This window comes from Micromonospora sp. GCM10011542 (assembly GCF_042650685.1).
Classification (GTDB): Bacteria; Actinomycetota; Actinomycetes; order Mycobacteriales; family Micromonosporaceae; genus Micromonospora.
Window position 1 is genome coordinate 39,019 of sequence record NZ_JBHSBO010000036.1, and the last position, 23,247, is coordinate 62,265.

Annotated in this window: 26 protein-coding genes; 15 read left to right on the top strand and 11 right to left on the bottom strand. The window is 73.1% G+C overall.

Annotation, left to right across the window (positions count from 1 at the left end; translation table 11 throughout):
• Window positions 1–45: 45 nt before the first annotated feature.
• On the bottom strand, window positions 46–585 hold the full coding sequence (locus tag ACFOW4_RS13065) for a DUF1697 domain-containing protein (protein ID WP_377527439.1): 540 nt from the start codon (window positions 583–585) through the stop codon (window positions 46–48).
• A gap of 257 nt (window positions 586–842) precedes the next feature.
• Here ACFOW4_RS13065 and ACFOW4_RS13070 point away from each other — a divergent pair, with 257 nt between their 5' ends.
• Entirely contained in the window at window positions 843–2,966 is a 2,124-nt protein-coding gene (locus ACFOW4_RS13070) for a hypothetical protein (protein WP_377527441.1), read from the top strand.
• Window positions 2,967–3,034: 68 nt separating this feature from the next.
• On the opposite strand, the gene ACFOW4_RS13075 is transcribed toward ACFOW4_RS13070, so the two are convergent.
• The 4 genes from ACFOW4_RS13075 to ACFOW4_RS13090 are packed head-to-tail and all read right to left on the bottom strand — an operon-like array spanning window position 3,035 to window position 6,081.
• Window positions 3,035–3,598: an SOUL family heme-binding protein gene (locus ACFOW4_RS13075; RefSeq protein ID WP_377527442.1), complete on the bottom strand. Its 564-nt coding sequence runs from the start codon at window positions 3,596–3,598 to the stop codon at window positions 3,035–3,037.
• A gap of 34 nt (window positions 3,599–3,632) precedes the next feature.
• Window positions 3,633–4,391: a hypothetical protein gene (locus ACFOW4_RS13080; RefSeq protein WP_377527443.1), complete on the bottom strand. Its 759-nt coding sequence runs from the start codon at window positions 4,389–4,391 to the stop codon at window positions 3,633–3,635.
• 2 nt (window positions 4,392–4,393) lie between these two features.
• Window positions 4,394–5,188 carry an ABC transporter permease gene (locus ACFOW4_RS13085; RefSeq protein ID WP_377527445.1) on the bottom strand — a complete coding sequence of 265 codons (795 nt, stop codon included), beginning with the start codon at window positions 5,186–5,188 and terminating at the stop codon, window positions 4,394–4,396.
• On the bottom strand, window positions 5,185–6,081 hold the full coding sequence (locus ACFOW4_RS13090) for an ABC transporter ATP-binding protein (protein WP_377527446.1): 897 nt from the start codon (window positions 6,079–6,081) through the stop codon (window positions 5,185–5,187). Before ACFOW4_RS13090 ends, ACFOW4_RS13085 begins: the two co-directional genes overlap by 4 nt.
• A 133-nt stretch (window positions 6,082–6,214) precedes the next feature.
• Between ACFOW4_RS13090 and ACFOW4_RS13095 the strand changes: the two genes are divergently transcribed.
• From ACFOW4_RS13095 to ACFOW4_RS13105, 3 genes are all read left to right on the top strand, one after another.
• Window positions 6,215–7,462, top strand: coding sequence for a sensor histidine kinase (locus ACFOW4_RS13095; RefSeq protein WP_377527448.1), 1,248 nt, complete (start codon window positions 6,215–6,217; stop codon window positions 7,460–7,462).
• Window positions 7,441–8,172 (top strand): response regulator, encoded by a 732-nt coding sequence (locus ACFOW4_RS13100; protein ID WP_377527496.1) that lies wholly within the window; start codon window positions 7,441–7,443, stop codon window positions 8,170–8,172. Before ACFOW4_RS13095 ends, ACFOW4_RS13100 begins: the two co-directional genes overlap by 22 nt.
• A 189-nt stretch (window positions 8,173–8,361) precedes the next feature.
• Window positions 8,362–8,805: a hypothetical protein gene (locus ACFOW4_RS13105; RefSeq protein ID WP_377527449.1), complete on the top strand. Its 444-nt coding sequence runs from the start codon at window positions 8,362–8,364 to the stop codon at window positions 8,803–8,805.
• Between the two features lie 96 nt (window positions 8,806–8,901).
• On the opposite strand, the gene ACFOW4_RS13110 is transcribed toward ACFOW4_RS13105, so the two are convergent.
• Window positions 8,902–9,690 carry a D-Ala-D-Ala carboxypeptidase family metallohydrolase gene (locus ACFOW4_RS13110; protein WP_377527451.1) on the bottom strand — a complete coding sequence of 263 codons (789 nt, stop codon included), beginning with the start codon at window positions 9,688–9,690 and terminating at the stop codon, window positions 8,902–8,904.
• 307 nt (window positions 9,691–9,997) lie between these two features.
• Between ACFOW4_RS13110 and ACFOW4_RS13115 the strand changes: the two genes are divergently transcribed.
• Together ACFOW4_RS13115 and ACFOW4_RS13120 are read left to right on the top strand one after the other, a co-directional pair.
• A complete protein-coding gene (locus tag ACFOW4_RS13115; RefSeq protein WP_377527452.1) occupies window positions 9,998–10,639 on the top strand; it encodes a DUF6642 family protein in 642 nt (213 codons plus the stop codon).
• A 42-nt stretch (window positions 10,640–10,681) separates the two neighbouring features.
• A complete protein-coding gene (locus ACFOW4_RS13120; RefSeq protein WP_377527453.1) occupies window positions 10,682–11,146 on the top strand; it encodes a PPOX class F420-dependent oxidoreductase in 465 nt (154 codons plus the stop codon).
• A 27-nt stretch (window positions 11,147–11,173) separates the two neighbouring features.
• Here the strand turns inward: ACFOW4_RS13120 and ACFOW4_RS13125 are convergent, their stop codons facing one another.
• Entirely contained in the window at window positions 11,174–11,818 is a 645-nt protein-coding gene (locus ACFOW4_RS13125; protein ID WP_377527455.1) for an NAD(P)-dependent oxidoreductase, read from the bottom strand.
• A 58-nt stretch (window positions 11,819–11,876) separates the two neighbouring features.
• Window positions 11,877–13,109, bottom strand: coding sequence for a serine hydrolase domain-containing protein (locus ACFOW4_RS13130; protein WP_377527456.1), 1,233 nt, complete (start codon window positions 13,107–13,109; stop codon window positions 11,877–11,879).
• Between the two features lie 74 nt (window positions 13,110–13,183).
• Between ACFOW4_RS13130 and ACFOW4_RS13135 the strand changes: the two genes are divergently transcribed.
• From ACFOW4_RS13135 to ACFOW4_RS13155, 5 genes are all read left to right on the top strand, one after another.
• Complete coding sequence (locus ACFOW4_RS13135; protein ID WP_377527458.1) at window positions 13,184–13,777, top strand: pentapeptide repeat-containing protein; 594 nt, start codon at window positions 13,184–13,186, stop codon at window positions 13,775–13,777.
• A gap of 161 nt (window positions 13,778–13,938) precedes the next feature.
• Entirely contained in the window at window positions 13,939–14,892 is a 954-nt protein-coding gene (locus ACFOW4_RS13140; protein WP_377527459.1) for a hypothetical protein, read from the top strand.
• 105 nt (window positions 14,893–14,997) lie between these two features.
• Window positions 14,998–15,435, top strand: a complete 438-nt coding sequence (locus tag ACFOW4_RS13145; protein WP_377527460.1) for a nitroreductase family deazaflavin-dependent oxidoreductase — start codon at window positions 14,998–15,000, stop codon at window positions 15,433–15,435.
• Between the two features lie 111 nt (window positions 15,436–15,546).
• Complete coding sequence (locus ACFOW4_RS13150; RefSeq protein ID WP_377527462.1) at window positions 15,547–15,888, top strand: DUF1330 domain-containing protein; 342 nt, start codon at window positions 15,547–15,549, stop codon at window positions 15,886–15,888.
• Window positions 15,889–16,046: 158 nt separating this feature from the next.
• Entirely contained in the window at window positions 16,047–16,307 is a 261-nt protein-coding gene (locus tag ACFOW4_RS13155; RefSeq protein WP_377527463.1) for a hypothetical protein, read from the top strand.
• 10 nt (window positions 16,308–16,317) lie between these two features.
• On the opposite strand, the gene dacB is transcribed toward ACFOW4_RS13155, so the two are convergent.
• Window positions 16,318–17,901, bottom strand: a complete 1,584-nt coding sequence (gene dacB, locus ACFOW4_RS13160; protein ID WP_377527465.1) for a D-alanyl-D-alanine carboxypeptidase/D-alanyl-D-alanine-endopeptidase — start codon at window positions 17,899–17,901, stop codon at window positions 16,318–16,320.
• 104 nt (window positions 17,902–18,005) lie between these two features.
• The gene (locus ACFOW4_RS13165; RefSeq protein WP_377527466.1) at window positions 18,006–18,725 is read right to left on the bottom strand and encodes an MIP/aquaporin family protein; all 720 of its coding nucleotides are present in this window, start codon (window positions 18,723–18,725) and stop codon (window positions 18,006–18,008) included.
• Window positions 18,726–18,774: 49 nt separating this feature from the next.
• Between ACFOW4_RS13165 and ACFOW4_RS13170 the strand changes: the two genes are divergently transcribed.
• Entirely contained in the window at window positions 18,775–19,908 is a 1,134-nt protein-coding gene (locus ACFOW4_RS13170; RefSeq protein ID WP_377527468.1) for an NAD(P)-binding domain-containing protein, read from the top strand.
• A 189-nt stretch (window positions 19,909–20,097) separates the two neighbouring features.
• On the top strand, window positions 20,098–20,379 hold the full coding sequence (locus ACFOW4_RS13175; protein ID WP_377527470.1) for an adhesin: 282 nt from the start codon (window positions 20,098–20,100) through the stop codon (window positions 20,377–20,379).
• 43 nt (window positions 20,380–20,422) lie between these two features.
• Here ACFOW4_RS13175 and ACFOW4_RS13180 read toward each other — a convergent pair whose 3' ends face one another.
• Window positions 20,423–21,520, bottom strand: coding sequence for a beta family protein (locus tag ACFOW4_RS13180; RefSeq protein ID WP_377527472.1), 1,098 nt, complete (start codon window positions 21,518–21,520; stop codon window positions 20,423–20,425).
• Window positions 21,521–21,612: 92 nt separating this feature from the next.
• Here ACFOW4_RS13180 and ACFOW4_RS13185 point away from each other — a divergent pair, with 92 nt between their 5' ends.
• On the top strand, window positions 21,613–22,509 hold the full coding sequence (locus ACFOW4_RS13185; protein ID WP_377527473.1) for a sulfotransferase domain-containing protein: 897 nt from the start codon (window positions 21,613–21,615) through the stop codon (window positions 22,507–22,509).
• 316 nt (window positions 22,510–22,825) lie between these two features.
• Window positions 22,826–23,218 carry a cupin domain-containing protein gene (locus ACFOW4_RS13190; RefSeq protein ID WP_377527475.1) on the top strand — a complete coding sequence of 131 codons (393 nt, stop codon included), beginning with the start codon at window positions 22,826–22,828 and terminating at the stop codon, window positions 23,216–23,218.
• Window positions 23,219–23,247 lie beyond the last annotated feature (29 nt).

A 23,247-nucleotide genomic window follows, 5' to 3' on the forward strand; every position in this document is an offset into this window, starting at 1 on the left:
CGCTCCAGGTGTGCGGGCCGTGCCGCCGCCGTGGCGCGGCGACCTTCACCCGGCGGCCAGCTCAGCGAGGGCCTGGACCGACTTCCAGTTCCGGGTGGTGGCCATTACCCCGAGCTTCTTCTCCAGGTACGCGTTGGTGAACTTCGAACGCCCGTAGCCGCCGTCCGGGTAGTGCAGGTGGACCTCCCGGCCGGTCACCGTGAAGGCGACGTTCTCGCCGCCGGGCACGGTCAGCCCGGCCACCGCGGACTTCGTCGGCGCGCTGCGCAGGAAGGCCACGAGCAGCCTGGCGGAGTCTTTCTCCCGTTCGGCGTACGGGCTGCCGTCGGCGACCGCGGCCAGCTCGCGGGCGCTGCGCACCAGCACCGGCACGGTCAGCCCCAACTCGTCGGCGATGGCCCGCTCGATCCCGCCGGCCAGCTTCTCGGCGTCGCGCACGGTGCTGCCGAAGACCACGTTGCCGCTCTGCAGGTACGTGCGGACGTCGTCGTGCCCCAGCGCCTCGACCAACCGGCGCAGGTCCGCCATCGCGATCCGGGTGCTGCCCACGTTGACCCCGCGCAGCAGTGCGACGTACCGGGTCATGCCGTCCTCCTCGAATGTCGGGCCGACCCGGTCAGCGTAGAGGGGCCGGTAGGCCGCAGGGGCGCCGGATGACTCACGTTCGTGACACATCTGTGACCCGCGACCGCTTCGCAAGCACCGTCCGAAGTGGTCTGCTGGGGACGTATCCGCTGGTCAGGCGCGGTTTCGATGCAGCGTCGCAGGGATCGAAAACGTTACAGGAATGACTGGGTGGCTTGAGTCGCCCAGCCTCACCGGCAGGAGGCAGCCGCGTGCGAATGAGACGACCGAGCCGAATCGCGGCCGTGGTGGCGGGCGTGACGGCGCTCGCCTTCACGGTCTCGGCCCCGGCACAGGCGAACGATCACGAGAATCTTCCCGGCGAGCAGACCATCACGTTGCCGATCAACGACAGCGCGGCGGGCGGCACTTACAACCAGGACTTCACCCGGGTGTACGCCAACACCACCCCCGACGGCACCCCGGTCTACATCTACGTCCCGGCCGGCACCCCGCTGGACGGCTCCGCGCCGGCCGGCGTGGCCAGCCTCGACCCGCAGTTCGACCACAACCCGGCCGACGAGTTCACCCCCTGCGCGACCGCCACGGCCGCGCAGTTCGCCCTCACCCAGGCGCAGATCAACTACGTCGGCGACAAGCTCGCCGACCAGATCGTCGCCGTGGACGAGGAGCACTTCGGGCCGATGGACGCGGCCGACCCAGACGAGCCGGCCAGCGACTCGCTGGTCATGCTCCTCTACAACATCCAGGACGACGCGTACTACGACTGCGCGGTCACCTCGTACACCGCCGGCTACTTCGCCCCGGACTTCATCGAGACCAACGGCATGAACGTCATCGTGGTCGACGCCCTCGACTGGGCCAACCGGGTCGGGCCCAACGACTCGCCGTGGCGCGACGCCAACCCGGCCAACGACCGCCCCGAGCTGTACGAGGGCACGGTCGCCCACGAGTTGGAGCACCTGCTGCACAACTACAGCGACCCGGGCGAGCTCTCCTGGGTCGACGAGGGGCTGGCGGACTTCGCGATCTTCCTCAACGGCCTGGACGCCGGCGGCTCCCACCTCACCAACCACCAGGTCTTCTACGAGGAGACCTCGTTGACGCGCTGGGGCGGCACGCTGGCCAACTACGGCGCAGCGTTCACCTACTTCCAGTACCTGTGGGAGCAGGCCGGCGGCAACGGCGACGGCACCTACACGCCCGACAAGCAGTACGACGGCAAGGCCGGTGACCTGCTCATCAAGACCATCTTCGAGGAGCAGGCCGACGGCATGGTCGGTGTGCAGAAGGCCATCAACACCTTCAACGCGACGACCGGCGCCAACCTGCGCAGCGCCGAGACGCTGTTCCGGGACTGGTCGGTGGCGGTTTACCTGGACGACGAGGACTCGCCGATCTACGACATCAAGGCCTTCAACTTCGGCGACCCGGCCGACACGTCCTGGACGATCGACATCGCCGACGACGTGTTCTGGGCTGGTCGCGGCAGCTACAAGGGCGCCACCCCGGAGGCCAAGTGGGCCCGGCTGAAGAACCGCCCCGACACCACCGCCGTGCCGTTCGGCATGTCGGTCGAGCGGTTCCGCAACCCCGGCCCGACCGCTTCGCTTGCCTTCGACGGCGAGGACGAGACGACGATCGCGCCGCACACCGGCACCACCCACTGGTACGCCGGCTACGAGAGCCAGTCCGACAACATCCTGAACGTCGACAGCGCCGGGCCGGTCACTTCGCTGGACTTCTGGACCTGGCACTTCATCGAGGAGGGCTGGGACTACGGGTTCGTCGAGGCCCTGGTCGGCGGCGAGTGGGTCACCGTGCCGCTGCGCGACGACGCCGGGCAGACCGTCACCACCGACACGAACCCGCACGGCAACAACACCGAGGGCAACGGCCTGACCGGCACCTCCGGTGGCGAGTACTTCGTGGACGACCCGGTCTACGTGCACCTCACCGCCGCGCTGCCGGCCGGCGCCACCGACGTGCGGTTCCGGTACTCCACCGACGCCGCCTACCTGGACACCGGCTGGTTCGTCGACGACGTCCGGGTCAACGGCGCCGCCGCCACCCTCAGCTCGCCGGCCGGTGAATGGTTCGCCACCACCGGCACCCAGGACAACAACTGGACCGTCCAGGTCGTCGCCCACTGCGACCTCACGCCGGGCACCACCTCGGCGGGGGAGAGCACCGACGGGGCCGGTAACTGGGTCTACCGGTTCACCGGCGACCAGTTCACGGCCAGCAACCTGAAGACCAGGTGCGCCAACGGCAACCAGGACGACTTCGCCGTCCTGATCTCCAACCTGCCGACCGGCGACCTGACCTTCCTGGATGCGGACTACACGTTCCGGGTCACCAACACCGGCAACAAGAAGTAGCCGCACCGCAGCCGACGGGCGGGCCCGTACCGGGAGACCGGTGCGGGCCTGTCCACGTTCTGGCCCGGTTACTCCACGACCGGCAGCACGACCTCGTTGCGGCGCAGGAACCACGGCTTCCACGGCGGGTCGAAGCGGGCGTACCGGATGGCGCCGGTGGGTTGCAGCCCGGTCGCGGTGACCGCCCGGCCCAGCGCGGTCGCCCGCTGGCCGAAGGACTTCTCCGTCCACCGCCCGGTGAACCGCATCGCTGCGGCGAGCATCGCGGGCACCTCGCGGATGCGGACCCGGGCATCCACCGGCTCGGGCAGGGTGGCGGCGGTGCTGCCGGCGGGCATCACGAACTGCACCAGGTAGGCGCCGGGCCGCTCACCCTCCTCCTGGACCACCGGGGCGGTCATCGGGATCTTCTGCGTCGCGGCCGGCTCCGGCGCCACCGGCGCGGTCGTCCCGATCGGGTGCCGGGCCCGGTTGGCGCCCCCGATGTACGCGGCCAGCGGCCGGAACGCCTCGATGGGAGCCCGGGTGAAGGACGCCTGGACCTCCATCTCGGCCACCACGTGGGCCGCATACCGGCGCAGCTCGAAGCCGGGGTGCCGGGACACCACCCGGTACGGCTGCTGCTCGGTCATCGCGCGCTCCCAGGGCTCTCTCCTGGGGCAGACGCTACCGTCCGTCCGGTGTCCGCTCGGTCGAAGTCGGCTCCTCCGACCCCGGAGGGAGTGCCCGCCCGCTGGGCCGCCAGTACTGCCGGCGTGCCTCGTCGCGCACCACCACCCCGATCCGGCCCAGCTCCCGGCGCAGCTCCCGGGCGTCGTCGCGGCGGTCCTTCTCCACCGCCCGCTGCCGGGGGCGCAGCAGCGCGTCCGCCCCGGCGGGCAACCCGGGCAGCCCGGGTACCCACAGCCGGTACGCCGCCCGGTGCGGGTCCCCGTCGGTCCACGCCCAGCCGTGCGACCGGAACGCCGCCGCCAGCCGGTCGGCCGGCAGGTCCGACGACTCCCGGACCAGTTCGGCACCGTCGGCGTCGAGGAGCACCAGCTCCTTGCCGTCGGCGAAGACGCCCCGGGCCTCGGCCCGCCCGAACTCCTGCTCGCGGCCGCCACGCCGGAGCTCGACCCGCGCCGCGTCCACCGTGACGACCAGCCGTTCGGCGGTGCCCAGCCCGGCCACGACGAGGCCGGCCAACGTCCCGACCAAGACCGTTCCGGCGGTGGCCTGCGGCTCGGGTAGCCGGTCCAGCAGCTCGAACAGCTCCTGCACCGGCGCCCAGGGCAGCTCGGCGACCCAGCCCGCCGTCGCGGTGAGCAGCCAGCCGGCGCCGGCGCCCAGCAGCGGAAAGCCGCCCCACAGCACGGCCAGCTCCACCAGGCCGCCGCTGACCACGGTGTGCGCGCCGTGCCCCGACCCGTCGCGGGCGGCCATGGTCAGGACACCTCGCGACGCAGGGTGCGGAACAGGCCGGCGGCCACCGGGACGACCAGCCAGACCAGCAGCGACACGGCCAGCCGTCCCCACTGCCCGGCGGTGAGGTGGTCGGTGAACAGCGGCTCCATGGTGCGGCCGGTGTCCAGCCAGCCGGCCGGGCCGCGCAGCGAACGGATCAGCCCGCCCAGCACCGTCCAGACGGTGGGCAGCAGCAGGTAGCCGACGATGGCCAGCGGCGGGTTGAGCAGCAGCAGACCGAAGCCCGCCCCCATCAGCACGTTGGCCACCTGGAAGACCACCGCGTGCAGGACCTGCGCGCCCCCGATCCGCCAGTCGCCGGCGCCGCCGGTGGCTCCCGCCAGCAGCGTCCCGGCGGCGGCGACGGCGAGGCTGGCCAGCACCGAGGCGAGCGCGGCCAGCACCACCGCGATCAGCTTCGCGGCCACCACCCGCTCCCGGCGAGGCACCAGGGCGTACGTGCTCAGCGCGGTGCGTTGGGACCACTCGCTGGTGATGGAGAGGATGCCCAGCACCGGCAGGAGGAACCCCACCGGCAGCAGGGAGGCGGTGAAGAAGGTGGCGAAGGTCTGGTCGGCGTCCCCGGCGTAGATCAGCTGGAGGGTGACGATGGCGGCGGCGACCAGGCCGATGGTGATCAGCAGCCAGAGTCCGGCCCGGGTGTCGACGAGCTTGCGCAGCTCCACGACGGTGAGGCGCAGCAGCGACGGGCGGCGTAGCGGGGTGTGCTGCCGGGGCGCGACGGCGCCGGCGGCGGGCGCGGTGGTGGTGGTCATCGGACGGCCTCTCTGGTGGATTCGCCGGCGGTCAGGGTGAGAAAGAGCTGTTCCAGGCCGCCGCTTCCGGCGGGCCGTAGCTCGGCCAGCGCGACGTTGGCGTCCGCGGCCACTTGGCCGACTGCCTCGCCGTCGGCCTGCACGAGCAGACCGTCCGGGCCGTCGACGGCGGACAGGCCGGCGGTGTCCAGCGCCCGGCTCAGCGCCGCCGCGTCACGGGCGCGCACCAGCGTGCCGCCGCCGGCCAGCAGCTCGGCCTTGTCGCCCTGGGCCACGATCCGGCCGCCCCCGATCACCACCAGCCGGTCCGCGACCGCCTCCACCTCGCGCAGCAGGTGGGAGGAGAGCAGCACGGTGCCGCCCCGGTCGGCGAAGTCGCGCAGCAGGCCGCGCATCCAGAAGATCCCCTCCGGGTCCAGGCCGTTGGCCGGCTCGTCGAGGATCAGCACCCGGGGGTCGCCCAGCAGCGCCTGCGCCAGGCCGAGCCGCTGCCGCATGCCCAGGGAGTACGCCCGGATCCGTCGCTTGGCGGCCACCGCGTTCAACCCGACCAGGTCGAGCTTCGCGGCCACCTCCCGCCGGTCCAGGCCCATGGTGTACGCGGTGAGAGCGAGCGCCTCCCGCCCGGTGCGCCCGGCGTGCTGCGCGGAGGCGTCCAGCAGCACGCCGACCTCCCGCCCCGGGTTGGGCAGGTCCCGGTACGGTCGCCCGGCGACGGTGGCCCGACCGGCGGTGGGTGCGGTGAGCCCGCAGATCATCCGCATGGTGGTGGACTTGCCGGCGCCGTTGGGGCCGAGGAAGCCGGTGACGGTCCCCGGCTGGCACTGGAACGAGATGTCGTCCACGGCCGGGTGTGGCCCGTACCGCTTGGTGAGGTTCTCCACGGTGATCATGCGACGGAGCCTGCCCGTGCCGGTCGGCTATCCGCTGCGGCCACCGGTCTGTCCCCGCAGCGACCTTGGTCGACCGGCAGGTCTCGACTTTGGTAGCTGGTTGCCGATGCCCACCGCTGCCTAGCATGGGCGCGTGACCAGCGTCGTCGTGCCCGAACACCCCTGGCTGTTGCCGGGGGTGTTGGTCGTGCCGGCCGGTGGCGGGCGACGCGGCCCGCGCCGCACCACCCGCGACTGGATCGTGGACGGCCTCGCGTTCCTGGTCTCCCTGGTCTGGGTGCTCGTCGTCACCGCCGACGTCGCTTCGCCCGACCCCGCGATGTCGCCTGCGTTGCCGCACGACTGGATGATCGCGGCCGATGCTCTGCTCGGGCTGGTCTGCTGCGGGCTGCTCTGGTTCCGCCGGCGCTGGCCGCTCGGCCTGGTGGTCGGCACCGTGCCGCTGACCCTCTTCTCCATGGCCGCGGCCGTGCCCCTGCTGATCCTGTACTTCACCGTGGTGGTGCATCGGCGCACCAGCGTCGCGGTGGCGGTGACCGGTGTCGGTCTCGTCACCAACCTGGTTTTCAGTTGGCTGCGCCCGGATCCGAGCCTGCCGTACTGGGCCAACACGGCGTGGGGCGTGGTGATCAGCCTGAGCGTGCTGGCCTGGGGGATGTTCGTCCGGGCTCGCCGCCAGTTGATCGTGTCGTTGCGCGAGCGGGCCGAGCGGGCCGAGGCGGAGCAGCAGTTGCGGGTCGCGCAGGCCCGGCAGCTGGAACGCACCCGGATCGCCCGGGAGATGCACGACGTGCTGGCCCACCGGATCTCGCTGCTCAGCCTGCACGCCGGTGCGCTGGAGTTCCGCCCCGACGCGCCGGCCGAGGAGGTCGCCCGGGCCGCCGGGGTGATCCGGGGCAGCGCGCACGCCGCCCTGCAGGACCTGCGGGAGGTGATCGGGGTGCTGCGCGCCGAGCACGACGGCGACGCTCCGGAGCCGCCGCAACCCACCCTGGGTGACCTGCCGGGCCTGATCGCCGAGTCGCGGGCGGCCGGGGTGCGGGTGAACGTCACCGACACCGTGGACGCCGCGGCCGACGTGCCGGCGGCGTTGGGTCGGGCCGCGTACCGGATCGTGCAGGAGGGGCTGACCAACGCCCGCAAGCACGCGGCCGGGGCGGTGGTGACGGTGCACCTGGCCGGCGGTCCGGGCGCCGGGTTGACGGTGGAGATCCGCAACCGGTGGCCGGTCGGTGGCGTCAGCGACGGTGCGCTTCCGGGTGCCGGCACCGGCCTGGTCGGCATCGCCGAGCGGGTGAGCCTGGCCGGCGGCCGGCTGGCGTACGGCCGGGACGACGCGGGCGACTTCCGGCTGGCCGCCTGGCTGCCGTGGCCGGCGTGACCGGCCTTCCGGGCGGCGACATCGGGCCCGGCGCAGGCGCTCAGCCGGTGCGGGTGCTGATCGTGGACGACGACGCACTGGTCCGGGCCGGGCTGTCGATGATCCTGGGTGGCCTGCCCGACTTGGTCGTGGTGGGGGAGGCCGCCGACGGCGCCGAGGTGCCCGCGGCGGTGACCGCGTACGCCCCGGACGTGGTGCTGATGGACATCCGGATGCCCCGGGTGGACGGGCTGGCCGCCACCGAGGCGCTGCGCGCCCAGCCGCACCCACCGGAGGTGCTGGTGCTGACCACCTTCGACGCCGACGAGCAGGTGCTGCGGGCGCTGCGCGCCGGGGCAGCCGGCTTCCTGCTCAAGGACACCCCGCCGGCGGATATCGTGCACGCCGTGCGCCGGGTGGCGGCCGGTGAGGCGACGCTCTCCCCGACGGTGACCCGGACACTGATCGCGCACGTGACCGCCGCCGTTCCCGCGCCGGCCGGGCCGGACCCGCGCCGGGAACGCGCGCTGCGGCTGCTCACCGGGCTCAGCGAGCGGGAGCGGCAGGTGGCCGTCGCGCTGGGCCGGGGATGCACCAACGCGGAGATCGCGGGGGAGTTGTTCATGAGCGTGGCGACGGTGAAGGCGTACGTCTCGCGCCTGCTGACCCGACTCGACCTGAACAACCGGGTCCAGGTGGCGCTCCTTGTCCACGACGCCGGCCTGGTCTGAGCGCACGCCGGGTTGCACTCACCGATGAGTGTTCCAGCGATGGAAGTATCAGCGGTGGTGGTCTGTCGCCGGAGGATCTGCTCAGCGCGTACCGAGATTGAACTTTCGTCCGGTGCCGGCCGTACCACTGGCCGAGGACGTCGGTACGGCGGTTCCGCCGTACCGCTGCCGAGCTGCGGGAGGCCTGCCGTGCGAGTTGGTGAGCAGTCGACGGATCCCATCGATCAGGTACTGGGTGAGGTGCCGGTGCCGGCGCCGCTGACCCCCGAGGATGTCCGGCTCGCGGTCCGGGCGGTGGTCGTGCACACCGCCGAGGAGTGGCCGACGGGGCCGCTGTGCCGCAACGACGGCGCCTCGTACCCCTGCCGTCTGCACCGCTGGGGGCGGCGGGTGCTGACCGAGCACGGGCTCAACGAGCGGCAGATCGAGGCACTGATCCGCCACGGCAACCCGTTCGTGCACGTGCCCTTCCCGTTCACCGCCACCGGGCCGGCGTCCGCGCGTCCCGGCGGCTATCCGGCCCAGTCGCGGCACCAGGCCGCGCGGGCCGTTCCGCCGGGGGCGCGGCCCGGCGTTCCCGGCCGGCCGGCGACTCCCCCCGTCGCCGCGCCGCGCTGGCCCCGGGCGAGCTGAGCGGGGGTACGCCCGCGCGCCCCCGGGGCGGCACGACCGCCGGCCCGGCGCGGGGTTTCCCACCCGCGTCGGGCCGGCGTCGTCGTTCCGCTGGGTTCAGTCGTTGCCGGCGCCGATTCCGCAGTTCGGTGCCGACCAGTCGGTCGTGTTGGAGCTGTTGTCGCTGTTGTTCTCCCGGCGCGAGTCGACGTGCACGTGGTCGTCGTGGTCCGGGTAGCCCGGCCCGTAGAGGCCGCTGAAGCCGTTGTTGCGGGCGTTGCGGGCGACCTGGCACAGCGACGACGTGCGTGAGGTGACGTCGGCGGCGTTGCCGTAGAGGTGCTGGCTGTCCGATGCGCCGTCGACCTGGTCGTTGCAGGCCCGGCTGCGGAAGCCGCTGGAGACGTAGAGCGGCTTGTCGCCGAGGCCCCTGCGCAGCGCCTCCAGCTTCCACATGGTGCGCAGCGCGTTCTGCCGGGTCTGGCTCTCCGACAGCGGGCCCCCGCGCCAGCCGCCCCGGCCGCACCCGTCGTCCATCTCGCTGTAGCTGAAGTGGACGGGGGTGCAGTCGTTGTCCTGGAGTTGGTACAGCTTGGCGTAGGTCTGCGGGCCGGCGACGCCGTCGGCGCGTAGCCCGTACGCCTGCTGGAACCGCTTGACCGCGGCGGCGGTCTTGGGCCCGTAGCGGCCGTCGTTCTCCACGATGTCCCGGTAGCCGGCCCAGCCGGCGACCCGGATCTGCAACTGGCGGACGTCGTCGCCGGAGCGGCCCTGGTAGAGGTTGCGGTTCCACGTGTAGCAGCCGTCGGCGTGGGCCGCTGGCGCGGCGACCACCGCGGCGATCGCTGCCCCGGGCAGCGCCAGGGCGAATGCGACGGCAGCCCGCTTCAAGGTGTTTACGCGCACAGAAGTCCTCCCGATAGGAGAGCGATTGGGGTGGCATTCGGGACATCGACCGGGACGTCCCGCGATTTCCACCTTGGCACTGCTGCGAGCGGTTGGCGGTGATTAACGAGAATTGTCCTCATGATTTGCGGTCCCTGAGTCTTGCCTGGGAATTCGCCTGATTCGAGAAACAGCCATTCCTTACGAGGTCGCCTTTCGCGGCAACAACCGCACCGAACGTCGCAGGCTTGGACACCGAGGGTGATGGTCCCTCGACCGGGCCGGGCGGTAACGTCAGCGCCGGGCGGGCGGACTGGCGGAGGTGGGCGTGGCACGCGGTGGCGTCTTCTGTGTCGAGGGTCAGTGGCACCGCGACCTCAACGAACGGGGGTCCGTGCTGCCCACGCTGGAGCTGCTGGAACGGCTGGGGAAGATCCGCTTCATCCACAAGGACGCGGCCACCCACGACGAGCTGTTCTACTTCCTGGACCGCTGGCTGCTCAAGCAGTACGCCGACCACCGCGTCGGCTTCTTCGCCATGCACGGCGAGCCCAGCCGGCTCTGCCTCACCGACTGGCACTCGGTCGCGCTGGACGAGGTGGCCGAGTTGATGGCCGGGCGCTGCGAGGGGCGCCGGCTCTATTTCGGCAGCTGCTCGGTGCTGCGCGCCTCCGACGCGGTGCTACGCGACTTTCTCGACGTCACCGGCGCGGCACTGATCTGCGGTTTCACCCGTGAGGTCGACTGGGTGGAATCGGCCGCTTTCGAAACCGTGCTGCTCGACGTGCTGGCCAACGGCCAACGGCACAATGCCGCGGAGCTGCGAATGGGTTCGGCGCACTGGGCGCCGCTCGCCTCGTACCTCGGGTTCCGGGTGATCTACGCCAACGGTCGGGCCTGGCGCCCGAGCGTGCGGCCCCGGGTGCCCACCCAGACGGCCGTGCACCGCAGCGCCGCCCGCCCACGCTGACCCGCCGCGCCCGGCCGGCCGCCGCCCTGGTAGGAACGAGCGATGGCACGCAGCATCGCGAAGAACACCCGGGTCGACCGGGACGACCTGCTCGACTTCCTCCGGCCCCGGCACCGCGTCGTGCTCATGACCACCCGGGCCGACGGGCGCCCGCAGTCCTCCCCGGTCTCCGCCGGCGTGGACGCGCAGGGCCGGCTGGTGATCTCGACGTACCCGGAGCGGGCCAAGGTGAGCAACATCCGCCGCGACCCGCGGGTCTCGGCCTGCGTGCTCTCCGACGACTGGGACGGCCCCTGGGTGCAGCTCGACGGCACCGCCGAGGTGCTGGACCTGCCCGAGGCGCTGGAACCGCTGGTGGAGTACTTCCGCAGCATCTCCGGCGAGCACCCGGACTGGGACGACTACCGGGCCGCGATGGTGCGCCAGGGCAAGTCGTTGATCCGGGTCACCATCGACGCCTGGGGCCCGATCGCCACCGGCGGCTTCCCGGCCCGCCTCGCCGACTGACCGTCCGCCCGGTCGCCGTTGCCGCGATCAGTACGCGACGGTGAAGCGGGTGTTCTCGTGGCGTGCCTGCTCGATCTCGTCCACGATCGCCACCGCCAGGTCCTCGTAGGTCAGCACCGACCGTCCCTGGTCGTCGGTCACCGGCTCGTCGGCGCCGGTGCGGTAGTGCCCGGTGCGCTCGCCGGGGTGGAACTCCAGCGGCGGTGGGGACACGTACGTCCAGCTCACCCCGTCGGCCGAGGTGCGGTAGTAGTCGAGCGCGTCGGCCTGGCCCAGCGCCGAGTCCCGGTACTCCGCCGGGAAGTCCGGCTCGTCCAGGAAGCGGGTGCCCTTCGGGGTGAGCAGGGTCGATCCGCCGCCCAGGTGGATGATCCGCGGCGCGGCCGGCATCCCGCGCAGCGTGGTGACCAGGTTCTCCGCCGCGTTCCGCCACAGCCCGCGCTCCGCGCCGCCGCCGATCGCCACGACGAGCGCGTCCGCGTCCGGCGCGACCTCCCGGACGGTGCGTTCGCTGGTGGCGTCCCCGGTGACGACCCGCACCCCGGCCGGCAGGTACGAGGTGGCCTCCGGGCGGCGGACCGCCGCGATCACCCGGTGTCCCCGGCCGACCGCCTCCGCGGTGACCCGCGACCCGGCGGTGCCGCCCGCGCCGAACACGACGATGGTGCTCATGAACCCAGGCTAGGGATCGCCCCGACCGCCCGTCGGTGGAACGGCGATCCCGGCCGGGTCAGTCGACGAGCGCCGAGTAGACGAGCTGGCGCAACTGGGGGCGTAGCGGGTAGGTGCTCGACGGCATCAGCTGGGTGAAGAACAGCGCGGTGATCTCCTCGACCGGGTCCACCCAGAACGCGGTGCTGGCCACCCCACCCCAGTAGTACTCGCCGACGCTGCTCGGCACGCGACTCGGAATCGGGTCGTCCACCACGGCGAAACCGAGGCCGAAGCCGATCCCGTCCAGGGTGGTCTCGGCGAACCCGCCGGTGGACAGGGTGCCCAGGTCCCGCCCGCCGGGCAGGTGGTTGCGGGTCATGAAGCGCACGGTGCGCGGCCCGAGCAGGCGTACCCCGTCCAGCTCGCCACCGCGCAGCAGCAACTGCGTGAAGCGGTGGTAGTCGGCGGCGCTGCAGATGAGGCCACCGCCGCCGGAGAGCAGGGAAGGCTTGGCGTACGCGAGCGCGCCCAGCTTGTCGTAGCGGACCGCCCGGCCGGTCCGCGGGTCCGGCACGTGCAGCGCCCCCAGCCGCTCGGTGTCGTCGCCCTCGACCCACCAGCGGGTGTCGGTCATGCCCAGCGGGCCGAAGATCTTCTCGGCGAAGAACGTGTCGAGGCTCTGCCCGGAGACCACCTCGACCAGCCGGCCGAGCACGTCGGTGGCGACCGAGTAGCCCCAGGCGGTGCCGGGCTGGAACAGCAGCGGCAGCTCACCGAAGGCGGCGCAGGCGCTGGCCAGGTCGACGTCGGCGGGCGGGTGGAGGTCGTAGCCGGCGGCGCGGTAGAGCCCGTCGACCACCGAGGTCTGCATGAAGCCGTAGGTCAGGCCGGCGGTGTGGGTGAGCAGGTGCCAGACCCGGATCGGCTCGATCGCCGGCACCGTGTACGGCTTGAGCGTCGACCCCTTGGAGTAGACCCGCAGGTCGGCGAACTCCGGCAGCCAGCGGCTGATCTCGTCGGTCAGCTCGAACCGGCCCTCCTCCCACAGCATCATGGCCGCGACCGAGGTGACCGGCTTGGTCATCGAGTAGATCCGCCACAGCGTGTCCGCCTCGACCGGGGCACCGGCCTCGCGGTCGCGCAGCCCGTACGTCGAGGAGTGCGCCACCTCGCCCCGGCGGGTGACCACCACCTGCCAGCCGGACAACCGGCCGTCGTCGACGTACCGGCCGAAGTGCTCGTCGATCCGCGCCAGCCGCGCCGGGTCGAAGCCGATCTGGTCCGGGTCGATGCTCCGCTGCACGCTCACGCCGCCGAACCTACTAGCCGGTACGCCGGTGGTGGAAGGGCCGGGTCGTCGGCGGCGAGCACTAGCCTGGCCGGATGCCGGAGCTGACCGAGGACAGAACCTTCCGCCACGACGACTGGTACGCCGAGGAGTTGGTCGACCGGCACTTCGTGGGCTGCGAGTTCTTCCACGTCGACCTCACCGAGGCGGTGACCCGGGGGGCGGTCTTCACCGGTTGCACGTTCGGCAACGTGCTGTTCAACGCGTCCCGGCACGTCGACTCGGCCTTCACCCGCTGCACCTTCAAGCGGTGCAACCTCTTCGAGGCCGAGTTCACCGGCTGCAAGCTGGTCGGCAGCACCTTCGCCCAGTGCGACCTGCGCCCGCTGACCGTGGCCGGCGGGGACTGGTCCTTCGTCGCGCTGCCCGGCGCCGACCTGCGCGGCGTACGCCTCACCGACGTGCGGATGCGCGAGGTCGACCTGACCGGCGTGAACCTCACCGGGGCCACCGTGACCGGCGTCGACCTCTCCGGCGCGCAGCTGCACGGCGCCCGGCTGGGCGGCGCCGACCTGCGCGGCAGCGACCTGAGCGCGCTCGACCCGACGGTGGTGGAGCGCACCGGCGCGATCGTCGACCCCGAGCAGGCGCTGGTCATCGCGCGGGCGCTGGGCTTCGAGATCGGCTGACACTCCGACGCGACGCGCGCCCGGCTGTCCTATACCGTCCGGTAACAAACCGGAAACGCCCGCCCGTCCGTCTCTGGCGTGTCGGCCGCGCCGGTGCGAACGTGAAACGCCCACAGCGGACGTCGCACCCGCTGCGGTCGGGCGGCGGAGTGGAGGGGTCGGTGGCGGACGAGGACCGCACGCGGGCGGGCGCGAACGCCGGGAGTGAACTGTCCGACCGCCGGGGCGCCCACCGACCGCCGGGCATCACCTCCGGGCAGACCCGCAGCGCGCTGCGCCGCCTGGCCCGCGGCCGGCAGCGGCGCCGCTGGGCGGTGGAGGGGCTGGCCGTGCTCGCCTGCCTGGTGGCCCTGGTCTCGTACCTCGGGAACCGGCCCGCTCCGGAGGGCGGCGACAATTCCGCGGGGCCGCCGGGCGCGCAGGCCGGAACCGCCCGGCCCACCGGCTTTCCTGCAGCGGAGGGACGTACCGGCGAGGCCGGGCCGGCGTCGCCCGGCCTGCGCCCCCGGCAGCGCCCGCCGTCGCCCACGCCCACGCCCTCGGCCAGCTCCCCGGCTCCGCTGCCCGCGCCGCCGGTGCTGTTGGTGACCCGGGCGGACGTGGCGGCCGAAGTGGACCTCACCGCCGTCGGCACCCGCGACTGGATGCACTGGGGGTTGCGCGGCGGCGACTCGACGGTCCGCAAGCGCGACGGCGCGGGGGAGATCCTCGACGAGGGCGGCGCCGGCACCCGGGTCGGCTGGGACGGCAACCAGGAGGTCTTCAGCTGGCGCGACGGCACCCCGGAGCGGTCGGTCACCGACACCCCCAACGGCATCTATACCTGCGGCACCGGCAGCGGCTTCGCCCTGGCGGTGGCGGGCAGCGGCGAGCTGCGCACGGTGCACCTCTACGCGGGGATCTGGATGGCCCGCGGCCGCCTGGAGGCGCGGCTCGCCAGCGGCGGACTGAGCACCACACTGCGCATGGAGGACCCGTACACCAGTCAGAGCGCGCAGTTCACCGTCCGGTTCCGGGCCCCGAAGGGAGCCCGCCTGGTGCTGACCTGGACCGTCGAGAAGGTCTTCACCGAGCACTGTGGCAACGTGGGCCTGCAGGCCCTGGCGCTGCGCTGACCGCACCGCGTCGGGCCGGCAGGCGAGGCCCGCGTTCGGCGGGCCGGCGGCGGCCGGCCGCAGTAGCCTGGGCGCGACGGCCGTGGATGATCCCGAGGAGCCCCGATGACATCGAGCGAGCAGGTCCTGGACAGCCCGGAGGGTTGGGTCGCCGAGCACATCCGGCGGTACGTCGAGACCGACGGCGCCGAGGGCCACGAGTGGCGGCCGGGGGTCTTCACCCTGCTGCTGACCACCCGGGGCCGGCGCAGCGGCCAGTTGCGGCGCACCGCGCTGATCTACGGTCGTGACGGCGACGCGTACCTGGTGGTGGCGTCGCAGGGCGGCGATCCGAAGCACCCGGCCTGGTACCTGAACCTGCTGGCGGAGCCGGAGGTGGAGGTGCAGGTGGGCGCGGAGAGGTTCACCGCCCGGGCGCGGACCGCCACGGCGCAGGAGAAGCCGCGGATGTGGTCCACCATGGCCGGCATCTGGCCCGCGTACGACGACTACCAGACCAGGACCGACCGGGAGATCCCGGTGGTGGTGCTCGAACGCGTCTGACCGGGACGGGCGCGCCCTTACCCGTGAGGTAATCGACGGCACGGCCGGCGCCGACGAGACTTCCTCCCAACGGCCCGGCGCCCGCCGGGTGCACATCTTCCGGGAGGACCCATGCCCGCCTTCGCGCTCGCCCACCTGCGTACCCCGCAGCTCAACGAGGACGTCCTGACCTACATCGAGCGCATCCAGGCCACGCTGGACCCGTACCAGGGCCTGTTCCGGGTGCACGGCACCGACGTGGAGGTGCTGGAGGGCGACTGGCCCGGCACCGTGGTCATCGTCGAGTTCCCCGACGTCGAGGCGGCGCGGGCCTGGTACGCCTCGGCGGCGTACCAGGAGATCCTGCCGCTGCGTACCCGGCACATCGAGGGCTCAACGATCATCGTGGACGGGGTTGGGCCCGACTACGACGCCACCCGCACCGCCGCCCGGCTCAGGGCGCAGGTCGGCTGATCCGGGGACAGTTTGTCCGTCGCGCCCCGTGCAGAGGGTCGTAACTTTCTGCTGTCCCCGTCCGACCATCCAGTGTGGAGGCCGCCGAGACGAGCAGCAGTACCGCCCACCGCGTCCGTCCCGTCGCGCCGTCCGGCGCCGGCGAAGCGCCCGGGGAGGTGCTCCGCGACATCCCCCTGCCGCCGTACGTGACCGGGGAGGACGCCCAGTTCGCGGTGCGGGCGGTGGTGGTGCACGCGCCCCGGCGCTGGTCGGGCGGCGTGGTCTGCCGTAACGACGCCAGCCCGCACCCGTGCCGGCTGCACCGCTGGGGCGCCCGGGTGCTGGCGCTGCGCGGGCTGCGGGCCGCCGAGATCGCCGCGCTCATCGAGCGCGGCGACCCGACCGCGGTGGTTCCCGTGCCGGACCGTCCGGCCTGATCCGGCTCGGTCAGCAGGTGATCGGCTTGACCCAGGAGCACTCGACGCCCTCCGGGGTACGCGGCGTGTCCGGCGCCGCCGGGGTCGCCACCCGCGCCGTGGACACCTGGTCCGCGCGGTACCCGGCCAGCGCGATCGCGATCTGGTCCTCCAGCCGCTTGACCGAGGCGGTCAGGTAGTTGTTCAGCAGGATCGAGAAGGCCAGCACCCGGCCGTCGGCGCTGGTGACGTAGCCGGAGAGACCGGAGACGCCGGTCAGGCTGCCGGTCTTGGCGTGCACGTTGCCCGCCGCCGGGGTGCCCGCCATCCGGCTGCGCAGGGTGCCGCCGACAAACCGCTCCGGCTCGCCGGCGATCGGCAGGGCCGCGTACCAGGTGGCGAACCAGGGCTCGGCCCGGACGGCGGCGAGCAGGTCGACGAACTCCGCCGCCGGGATCAGGTTGCGCCGGGAGAGCCCGGAGCCGTCGCGCTGGCGCAGCCTGCCGGTGTCCATGCCGGTGTCGGCGACGTACTCGCTGATCGCGGTGAGCCCCGCGGACCAGGTGCCCGAGCCGGAGAGGACCCGGCCGATCTCCTTGGTCAGCACCTCGGCGTGGCCGTTGTTGGAGAGCTTGAGGAACGGGGTCATCAGCTCGGCCAGGCTCATCGAGTCGTGTCGGGCGACCGTGGTGGCCCCCTCCGGGGTGGGCTGGCCGAGCACCGTCCGGCCCAGCACCCGGACCCCGTGCCGGCGCAGCGCGGCCCGGAACACGTCCGCCGCGTAGCCGGTGGGTTCCCAGACGGTCACCCAATCGCTGGCCGGCTCGTCGCCCACCGCGATCTGCCCGGTCACCACGACGGTGTTGCCGCCGTGCTCCCGCTCGATGGAGATCGAGGTCTCGCCCTCGGTGACCGTCTGCGCCCGGTTGTCGATCCGGACGTAGCCGGTGGGCGGGGTGGTGGTGACGACCGGCGGGGCGCCGGCCCGATCGGCCGGGGCGGCGTGCACGATCACGGTGCCCGCGTCGTAGTCGGTGTCCGGCGCGACGGTCAGCGCGGAGACCTGGGCGGCGTAGTAGTAGGGCTCGTCGTCCCAGGTCCAGTCGGGGCCGAGTCGGGTGCGGTCGTAGCGGGTGTCGTCCGCGATGAGGTTGCCGGTGACCACCCGTACGCCGTCGGCGGCGACCTGCGCGGCGAGCGCGTCGTAGTCGGCGGCGAGCATGGTCGGGTCGCCGCCGCCGCGCAGGTGGAGGTTGCCGGAGAGCAGCCCGGCGCGGCGCTTGCCGGTGGTCCGCACGTCGGTGGTGAAGCGGTGCCCGGGACCCAGCAACTCCAGGGCGGCCGTCGAGGTCAGCAGCTTGGTGTTGGACGCGGGGATCAGCCGGCGGTCGCCGTTGCGGTCGTAGAGGGTCTGCCCCGTGCCGGTGTCGACCACCACCACCGATGCCTGCGCACCGGCCAGCCGGGTGTCGGCGAGGATCGAGTCGATGGTGGCGTTCAGCCGGGTCGCCGCGGGGGTCGGCGACTCGGCGGTGGCGCCGGGTGCGCCGGCGGTGGCCGCGGCGGCGACCAGCGCGGCCAGCGCGAGGGCCCGGGGAAAGAGACGACGATGCATGCGCTGATGCTGCCACGAAGATATTCGCCGGAGAAGAGTTCCGGCCGAAGGTTTTTGCCGCTCGCGTTCTCCGGCCCGGCCGTGCCGCCCACCGCTTTACCGGCTCAGGCGGTGTGCCCGCGTACCGGCTTGTCGTGCCCACCCCAGTAGTGCCGCTGCGGCCCGATGATCAGCGGCGCCACCAGCGCGGCGAGCGCCCCGCCGAGCAGCGGGAAGACGACGAACACCCACAGCTGCCGCAGCGCCCCGCCGCCCTCGAAGATGGCCGGGCCGAACGAGCGGGCCGGGTTCACCGAGGTGCCGTCCAACGTCACCCCGACGAAGTGGGTAACGGCGAGGGCCAGCCCGATGGCCACCCCGGCGACACCGGGGTGCTCGGTGCGACTGGTCACCACCAGGACGACCAGCACGAACAGGAAGGTCAGCACGATCTCCAGCACTGCCGCGCCACCCCCGTTGATGTTCGCGCCGTAACCGTTCGCGCCCAGCGCCCCGGTCTGGTCCTCGACGCCGCCCCACCGGGTCAGCGCCCAGAGCACGAAGCTGGCCACCGCCGCGCCGGCGAACTGGGCGATCCAGTAGGCCACCGCGCCGAGCGGCGAGATCTTCCCGAAGAGCAGCGCGCCGAGCGTCACCGCCGGGTTGACGTGACTGCCGGAGAGGGGCCCGATCGTGTAGACCAGGGCGAGCATGACGAAGCCGAAGGCCAGGGCGACCACCACCACGCCGCCCTCGACGCGCGCCGCGATGGCGCTGCCCACCCCGAAAAAGACCAGCAGCAGGGTGCCGAGGAACTCCGCGAGGTAGCGACGGGTCTCGTCCATTCGCTCAGCGTACGGACATTTCGGGCGCTCAGGCGCGGGATCGGCTGCTGTGAGCGGCGCGACGGCCGCCGCCGGGCAGAGCGGCGGCAGGCCCGGCGTTGTACCCGGCGTGGACACCCACTCGGTCGATGTCGTGGTGATCGGGGCCGGTCAGGCCGGTCTGAGCGCCGGATACCACCTGCGCCGCACCGGCTTCGCCCCCGGCGACGGCTTCGTCATCCTCGACGGCGACGACGGCCCCGGCGGAGCCTGGCAGCACCGCTGGCCGACGCTGCGGCTGGAGCGGGTGCACGGCTTCCACGACCTTCCGGGCCTGCCCTTCCCGCCCGGCGACCCGCAGCGGCCGGCGGCCGAGCATGTCAGCGCGTACTTCGCCGCGTACGAGCGGGAGTTCGAGCTGCCGGTCCGGCGGCCGGTGCGGGTCCGGGCGGTGCACTCCCGGCCGGACGGTCGACTGGACGTGCGGACCGACCACGACCGGTGGACCGCGCGGGCCCTGATCAACGCCACCGGCACCTGGACGCGGCCGTTCTGGCCGCACTACCCCGGCCGGTCCTCCTTCCGCGGTCGGCAGCTGCACACCGCCGACTACCGCGGTCCGCAGGAGTTCACCGGCCGTCGGGTGGTGGTCGTCGGCGGCGGCACCTCGGCGGTGCAACTGCTCGGCGAGATCTCGGAGGTGGCGGCCGCCACCACCTGGGTGACGCGCCGTCCGCCGGAGTTCCGCGTCGCCGAATTCAGCCCCGAGCTGGGGCGGGCGGCGGTGGCGCGGGTGGACGAGGCCGTGCGCGCCGGGCGGCCACCCGGCAGCGTGGTCGGCGTGACCGGGCTGGTGCTCACCCCGGAGGTACGCCGGCTGCGCGAGCGCGGCGTGCTCGACCGGCTACCCGTCTTCGACCGGATCACGCCCGACGGGGTGGCCTGGTCCGACGGACGGTTCGTCCCGGCGGACGTGATCCTCTGGGCCACCGGTTTCCGCGCCGCCCTCGACCACCTGGCCCCGCTGAGGCTGCGCGCCCCCGGTGGCGGTATCACCATGGACGGCACCCGGGTGGTCGCCGACGAGAGGATTCACCTGATCGGGTACGGACCGTCGGCCAGCACGATCGGTGCCAACCGGGCCGGGCGCGCGGCGGTCAACGAGATCCGCGCCCGGCTCGCCCCGGTCGCCGCTCTCGACTGATCCGGCTCTATTTGACGGATCGCCCGGCAGCGGGCACCGTAGGCCGTGAGGGGCCCTTCACCTGCCCCGATGCGACGGCGACGACCGATCGCCACCTCCCGTCGCCTCCCACGTGTGCTCGTACGCGGACCGACGTCCGGTCTGTGTGGTAACCGACCGCGAGCCGTGAATCCACGAGGAGTTCCGCTCATGCTCACCATGACCGACAACGCCGTGCTCGTCATCCGCGACCTGGCCAACCAGCAGGACGTCGCCGAGGACGGCGGCGTGCGGATCGCCGCCGACGCCGATGCCGGCTCACTCACCGTCGAGCTGGTGCCCGAGCCCGAGCAGGGTGACCACGTGGTCGACAACCAGGGCGCCCGGATCTTCCTCGACGCGGACGCCGCTGAACTGCTCGGCGACGCCTCGGTCGACGCCACCGTCGACGACGAGGGCATCGTGCAGTTCGGCTTCACCGAGAAGCAGTAGGCCGCGTCGGCGCAGCAGTGGGCCGCACCGCCGCGCCCGCTGCTCAGCCGGCCCGCCGGGTCTCGCCGCCGCGCGGGGCCCGCAGTGAGCGCCCCCGCTGTGGCGGGTCCGGCCGCGTCGGCCAGGTCGGGACGCTGCTGCCCTGGTGCGGCAGCGCGGCCAGCACGTGCGCCAGGTGGTGCGAGGTGCTCCACGCCGCCCAGTTGCTGGTCGAACCGGCCCCGGCGCCCCGCCGTGCGCGCCGCAGGAGCTCGTGGTCGCCCCAGGAGAAGGCCGCGCCGGTGCGGGGCCAGTGCGGCGCCGACACCAGCGTGCGGCACAGGTCGGAGAACCGGTCGTCGCCGCGTCCACCGCGCCGGGACCAGCGGTAGACCCACCAGTCACCGTCGGCGGTGTAGCGCACGGTGGGCAGCCGGTCGCCCGGGTCGCCGCCGCCGAGGACGGCCGGCCCGATCCCGTAGTCGCCGTAGTCGACGCCGGCGTCGGCCAGCCGCTGCCAGAGCTGCCAGTCCCAGCGGTCCAGCCGGACCGGCTCGTCGGTGGGCAGCCGGGACAGGGTGGCCGGCATCCCGCCGGCCGCGACCGTGACCGTCCGCCAGGCGTGCCGGCGGGCCCAGTCCAGCAGCCGGCGTACCCGCGGCTCGGCCAGCCGGACGTCCGCCGGGCAACACACGTCTCCGGCGTCAACCAGCAGGTCGCACTCCTCAGGCGCGAGCCGGGTGAACCGCCAGACCCGTTCCACCGCCGTCGTGGTGGCGTCCGGCCCTGCCCGGTCCCGGCCCGCCCGCAGCCGCACCAGCGCCCGCCGGCCGTGCGCGCGGGCCGCCCCGCCGTGCGCGACCAGCCGCCGGTCGCTGTCGGCGAGCCCGATCACCGGCAGCAGGGGTACGCCCCAGCGGGCCAACTCGGTGTCGGGGCCGTCCGGCACGGCGGTGACGTCGACGGCCGGGACCAGCCCGGCCGGCAACCGACGCAGAGCCTCCACCAGGGACTGTTCGACCGCGGTGACCACCAGGATCGGGGTCAGCAGCGGGGCGGCCGCGGCGTCGAGGTGGCTCAGCGCTTCCAACTCGCCGCGTCGGCTGGCGAGGATGGGGCGGTAGACCGGTTCCGCCGCCCGGCCCCCGTGGGCGGGCACCATAGTTCAATCTAGCCAGACATGTGCATGTTTCACAGGTTCGTCAGCCCCGGAAATGACTTCTCGGCTGTCGGCTCGCTGACTACGCTCGTCCGATGCCCGCGTCTCCCCACCGCTACCGGTCCGCGGACGAGGACAGCGCCCGCTGGACGGGTTTTCCGTTCCGCACCGGCGACATCGTCATCAGCACCCGGTCCAAGAGCGGCACCACCTGGATGCAGATGATCTGCGCGCTGCTGGTCCTGGGCACCCCCGAGCTGCCGGCGCCGCTGACCGAGCTCTCGCCCTGGCTGGACTGGTTGGTCGAGCCCCGGGACGAGGTCTACCGGCGGCTGGCCGCCCAGCCGCACCGACGGTTCATCAAGACGCACACCCCGCTGGACGGCGTACCCCTGGATCCTCGGGCGCACTACGTGGTGGTGGCGCGGCACCCGCTGGACATGGCGGTCAGCCTGTACCACCAGGCCGGCAACCTGGACCGGGAGCGGCTGCGGGAACTGACCGGCCAGGCCGCGCCGGCGGGCCCGCCGCGACCACGGCCGTCGGTGCAGCAGTGGCTGCCGAGCTGGGTCGACCAGGACGTGGATCCACGCGCCGAGCTGGACTCGCTGCCCGGGGTGATGTGGCATCTCGGTGACGCCTGGGCTCGCCGGCACGAGCCGAACGTCGAGTTGGTGCACTACGACGACCTGCGCACCGACCTGGCCGGGCAGATGCGCCGCCTCGCCGACCGGTGGGGCCTCGCGGTGCCCGAGCGGCGCTGGCCCGAGCTGGTCGAGGCGGCCACCTTCGACCGGATGCGGGAGCGGGCCGACCGGCTGGCCCCGGACCGGCTCGGCGTGCTGCGCGACCGCCGGGCCTTCTTCCGGCGGGGCGGCTCGGGGCAGGGGCGGGAGTTGCTCGACGAGGCGGCCCTGGCCCGCTACCGGACGCGGGCGGCGGCTCTCGCACCGCCGGACCTGCTGGCCTGGCTGCACCGCGACGCCCGCTGAGAAGGAAGGGGCCCTTCCTAACGCGGAGCGCGGTGCGGCGCGGGCGAAGGGCGGCGCGGCCGGGGCGGCGACCGGGTGCGGGAACGAGCGCACGGCGCCGCTTCGACCTGGGGTCGGAACGTCGCCGCGCTCTGGCCGTCTCCCACCACCGCAGCCGTAAGGCGGTACGCCAGCGGGGACCTGGCTCGACCGGCCGTGAGCACCGGTCAGCCTTGTCGATCCCCGTTCCGGGTGGATCCAAACCCGCGATCCGTGGCGAATTCCACCATCTGCCAGTCCCGGCGTGACGGGATGCCGGACGGGGTATGAGCGCGGCATGGAGCATTTCACGATCGCGACCGTCGCCGAGAAGAGCCCGGACTTCCGGCGGGTGCTGTGGACCGGGGAGCACACCCAGTTGGTCATCATGACCATCCCACCGGGCGGTGAGATCGGCGAGGAGGTGCACGAGGGCATCGACCAGATCCTGACCTTCGTCAGCGGCACCGGGGAGGCCCGGGTGGCCGGGAAGAAGCGTGAGGTCGTCCAGGGCGACCTGGTCGTGGTGCCGGCCGGCACCCGGCACAACTTTGTCAACACCGGGCCCAACCCGCTGGTGCTCTACACCGTGTACGGCCCGCCGGAGCACGCCGACCAGGCGGTGCACCGGACGAAGGAGGAGGCCGACGCGGCGGAGGCCGCCGGCGAGGACGAGCCGCCCACCGCGTGACGGCGGTCTGATCCGGGCCGATCCGGGTA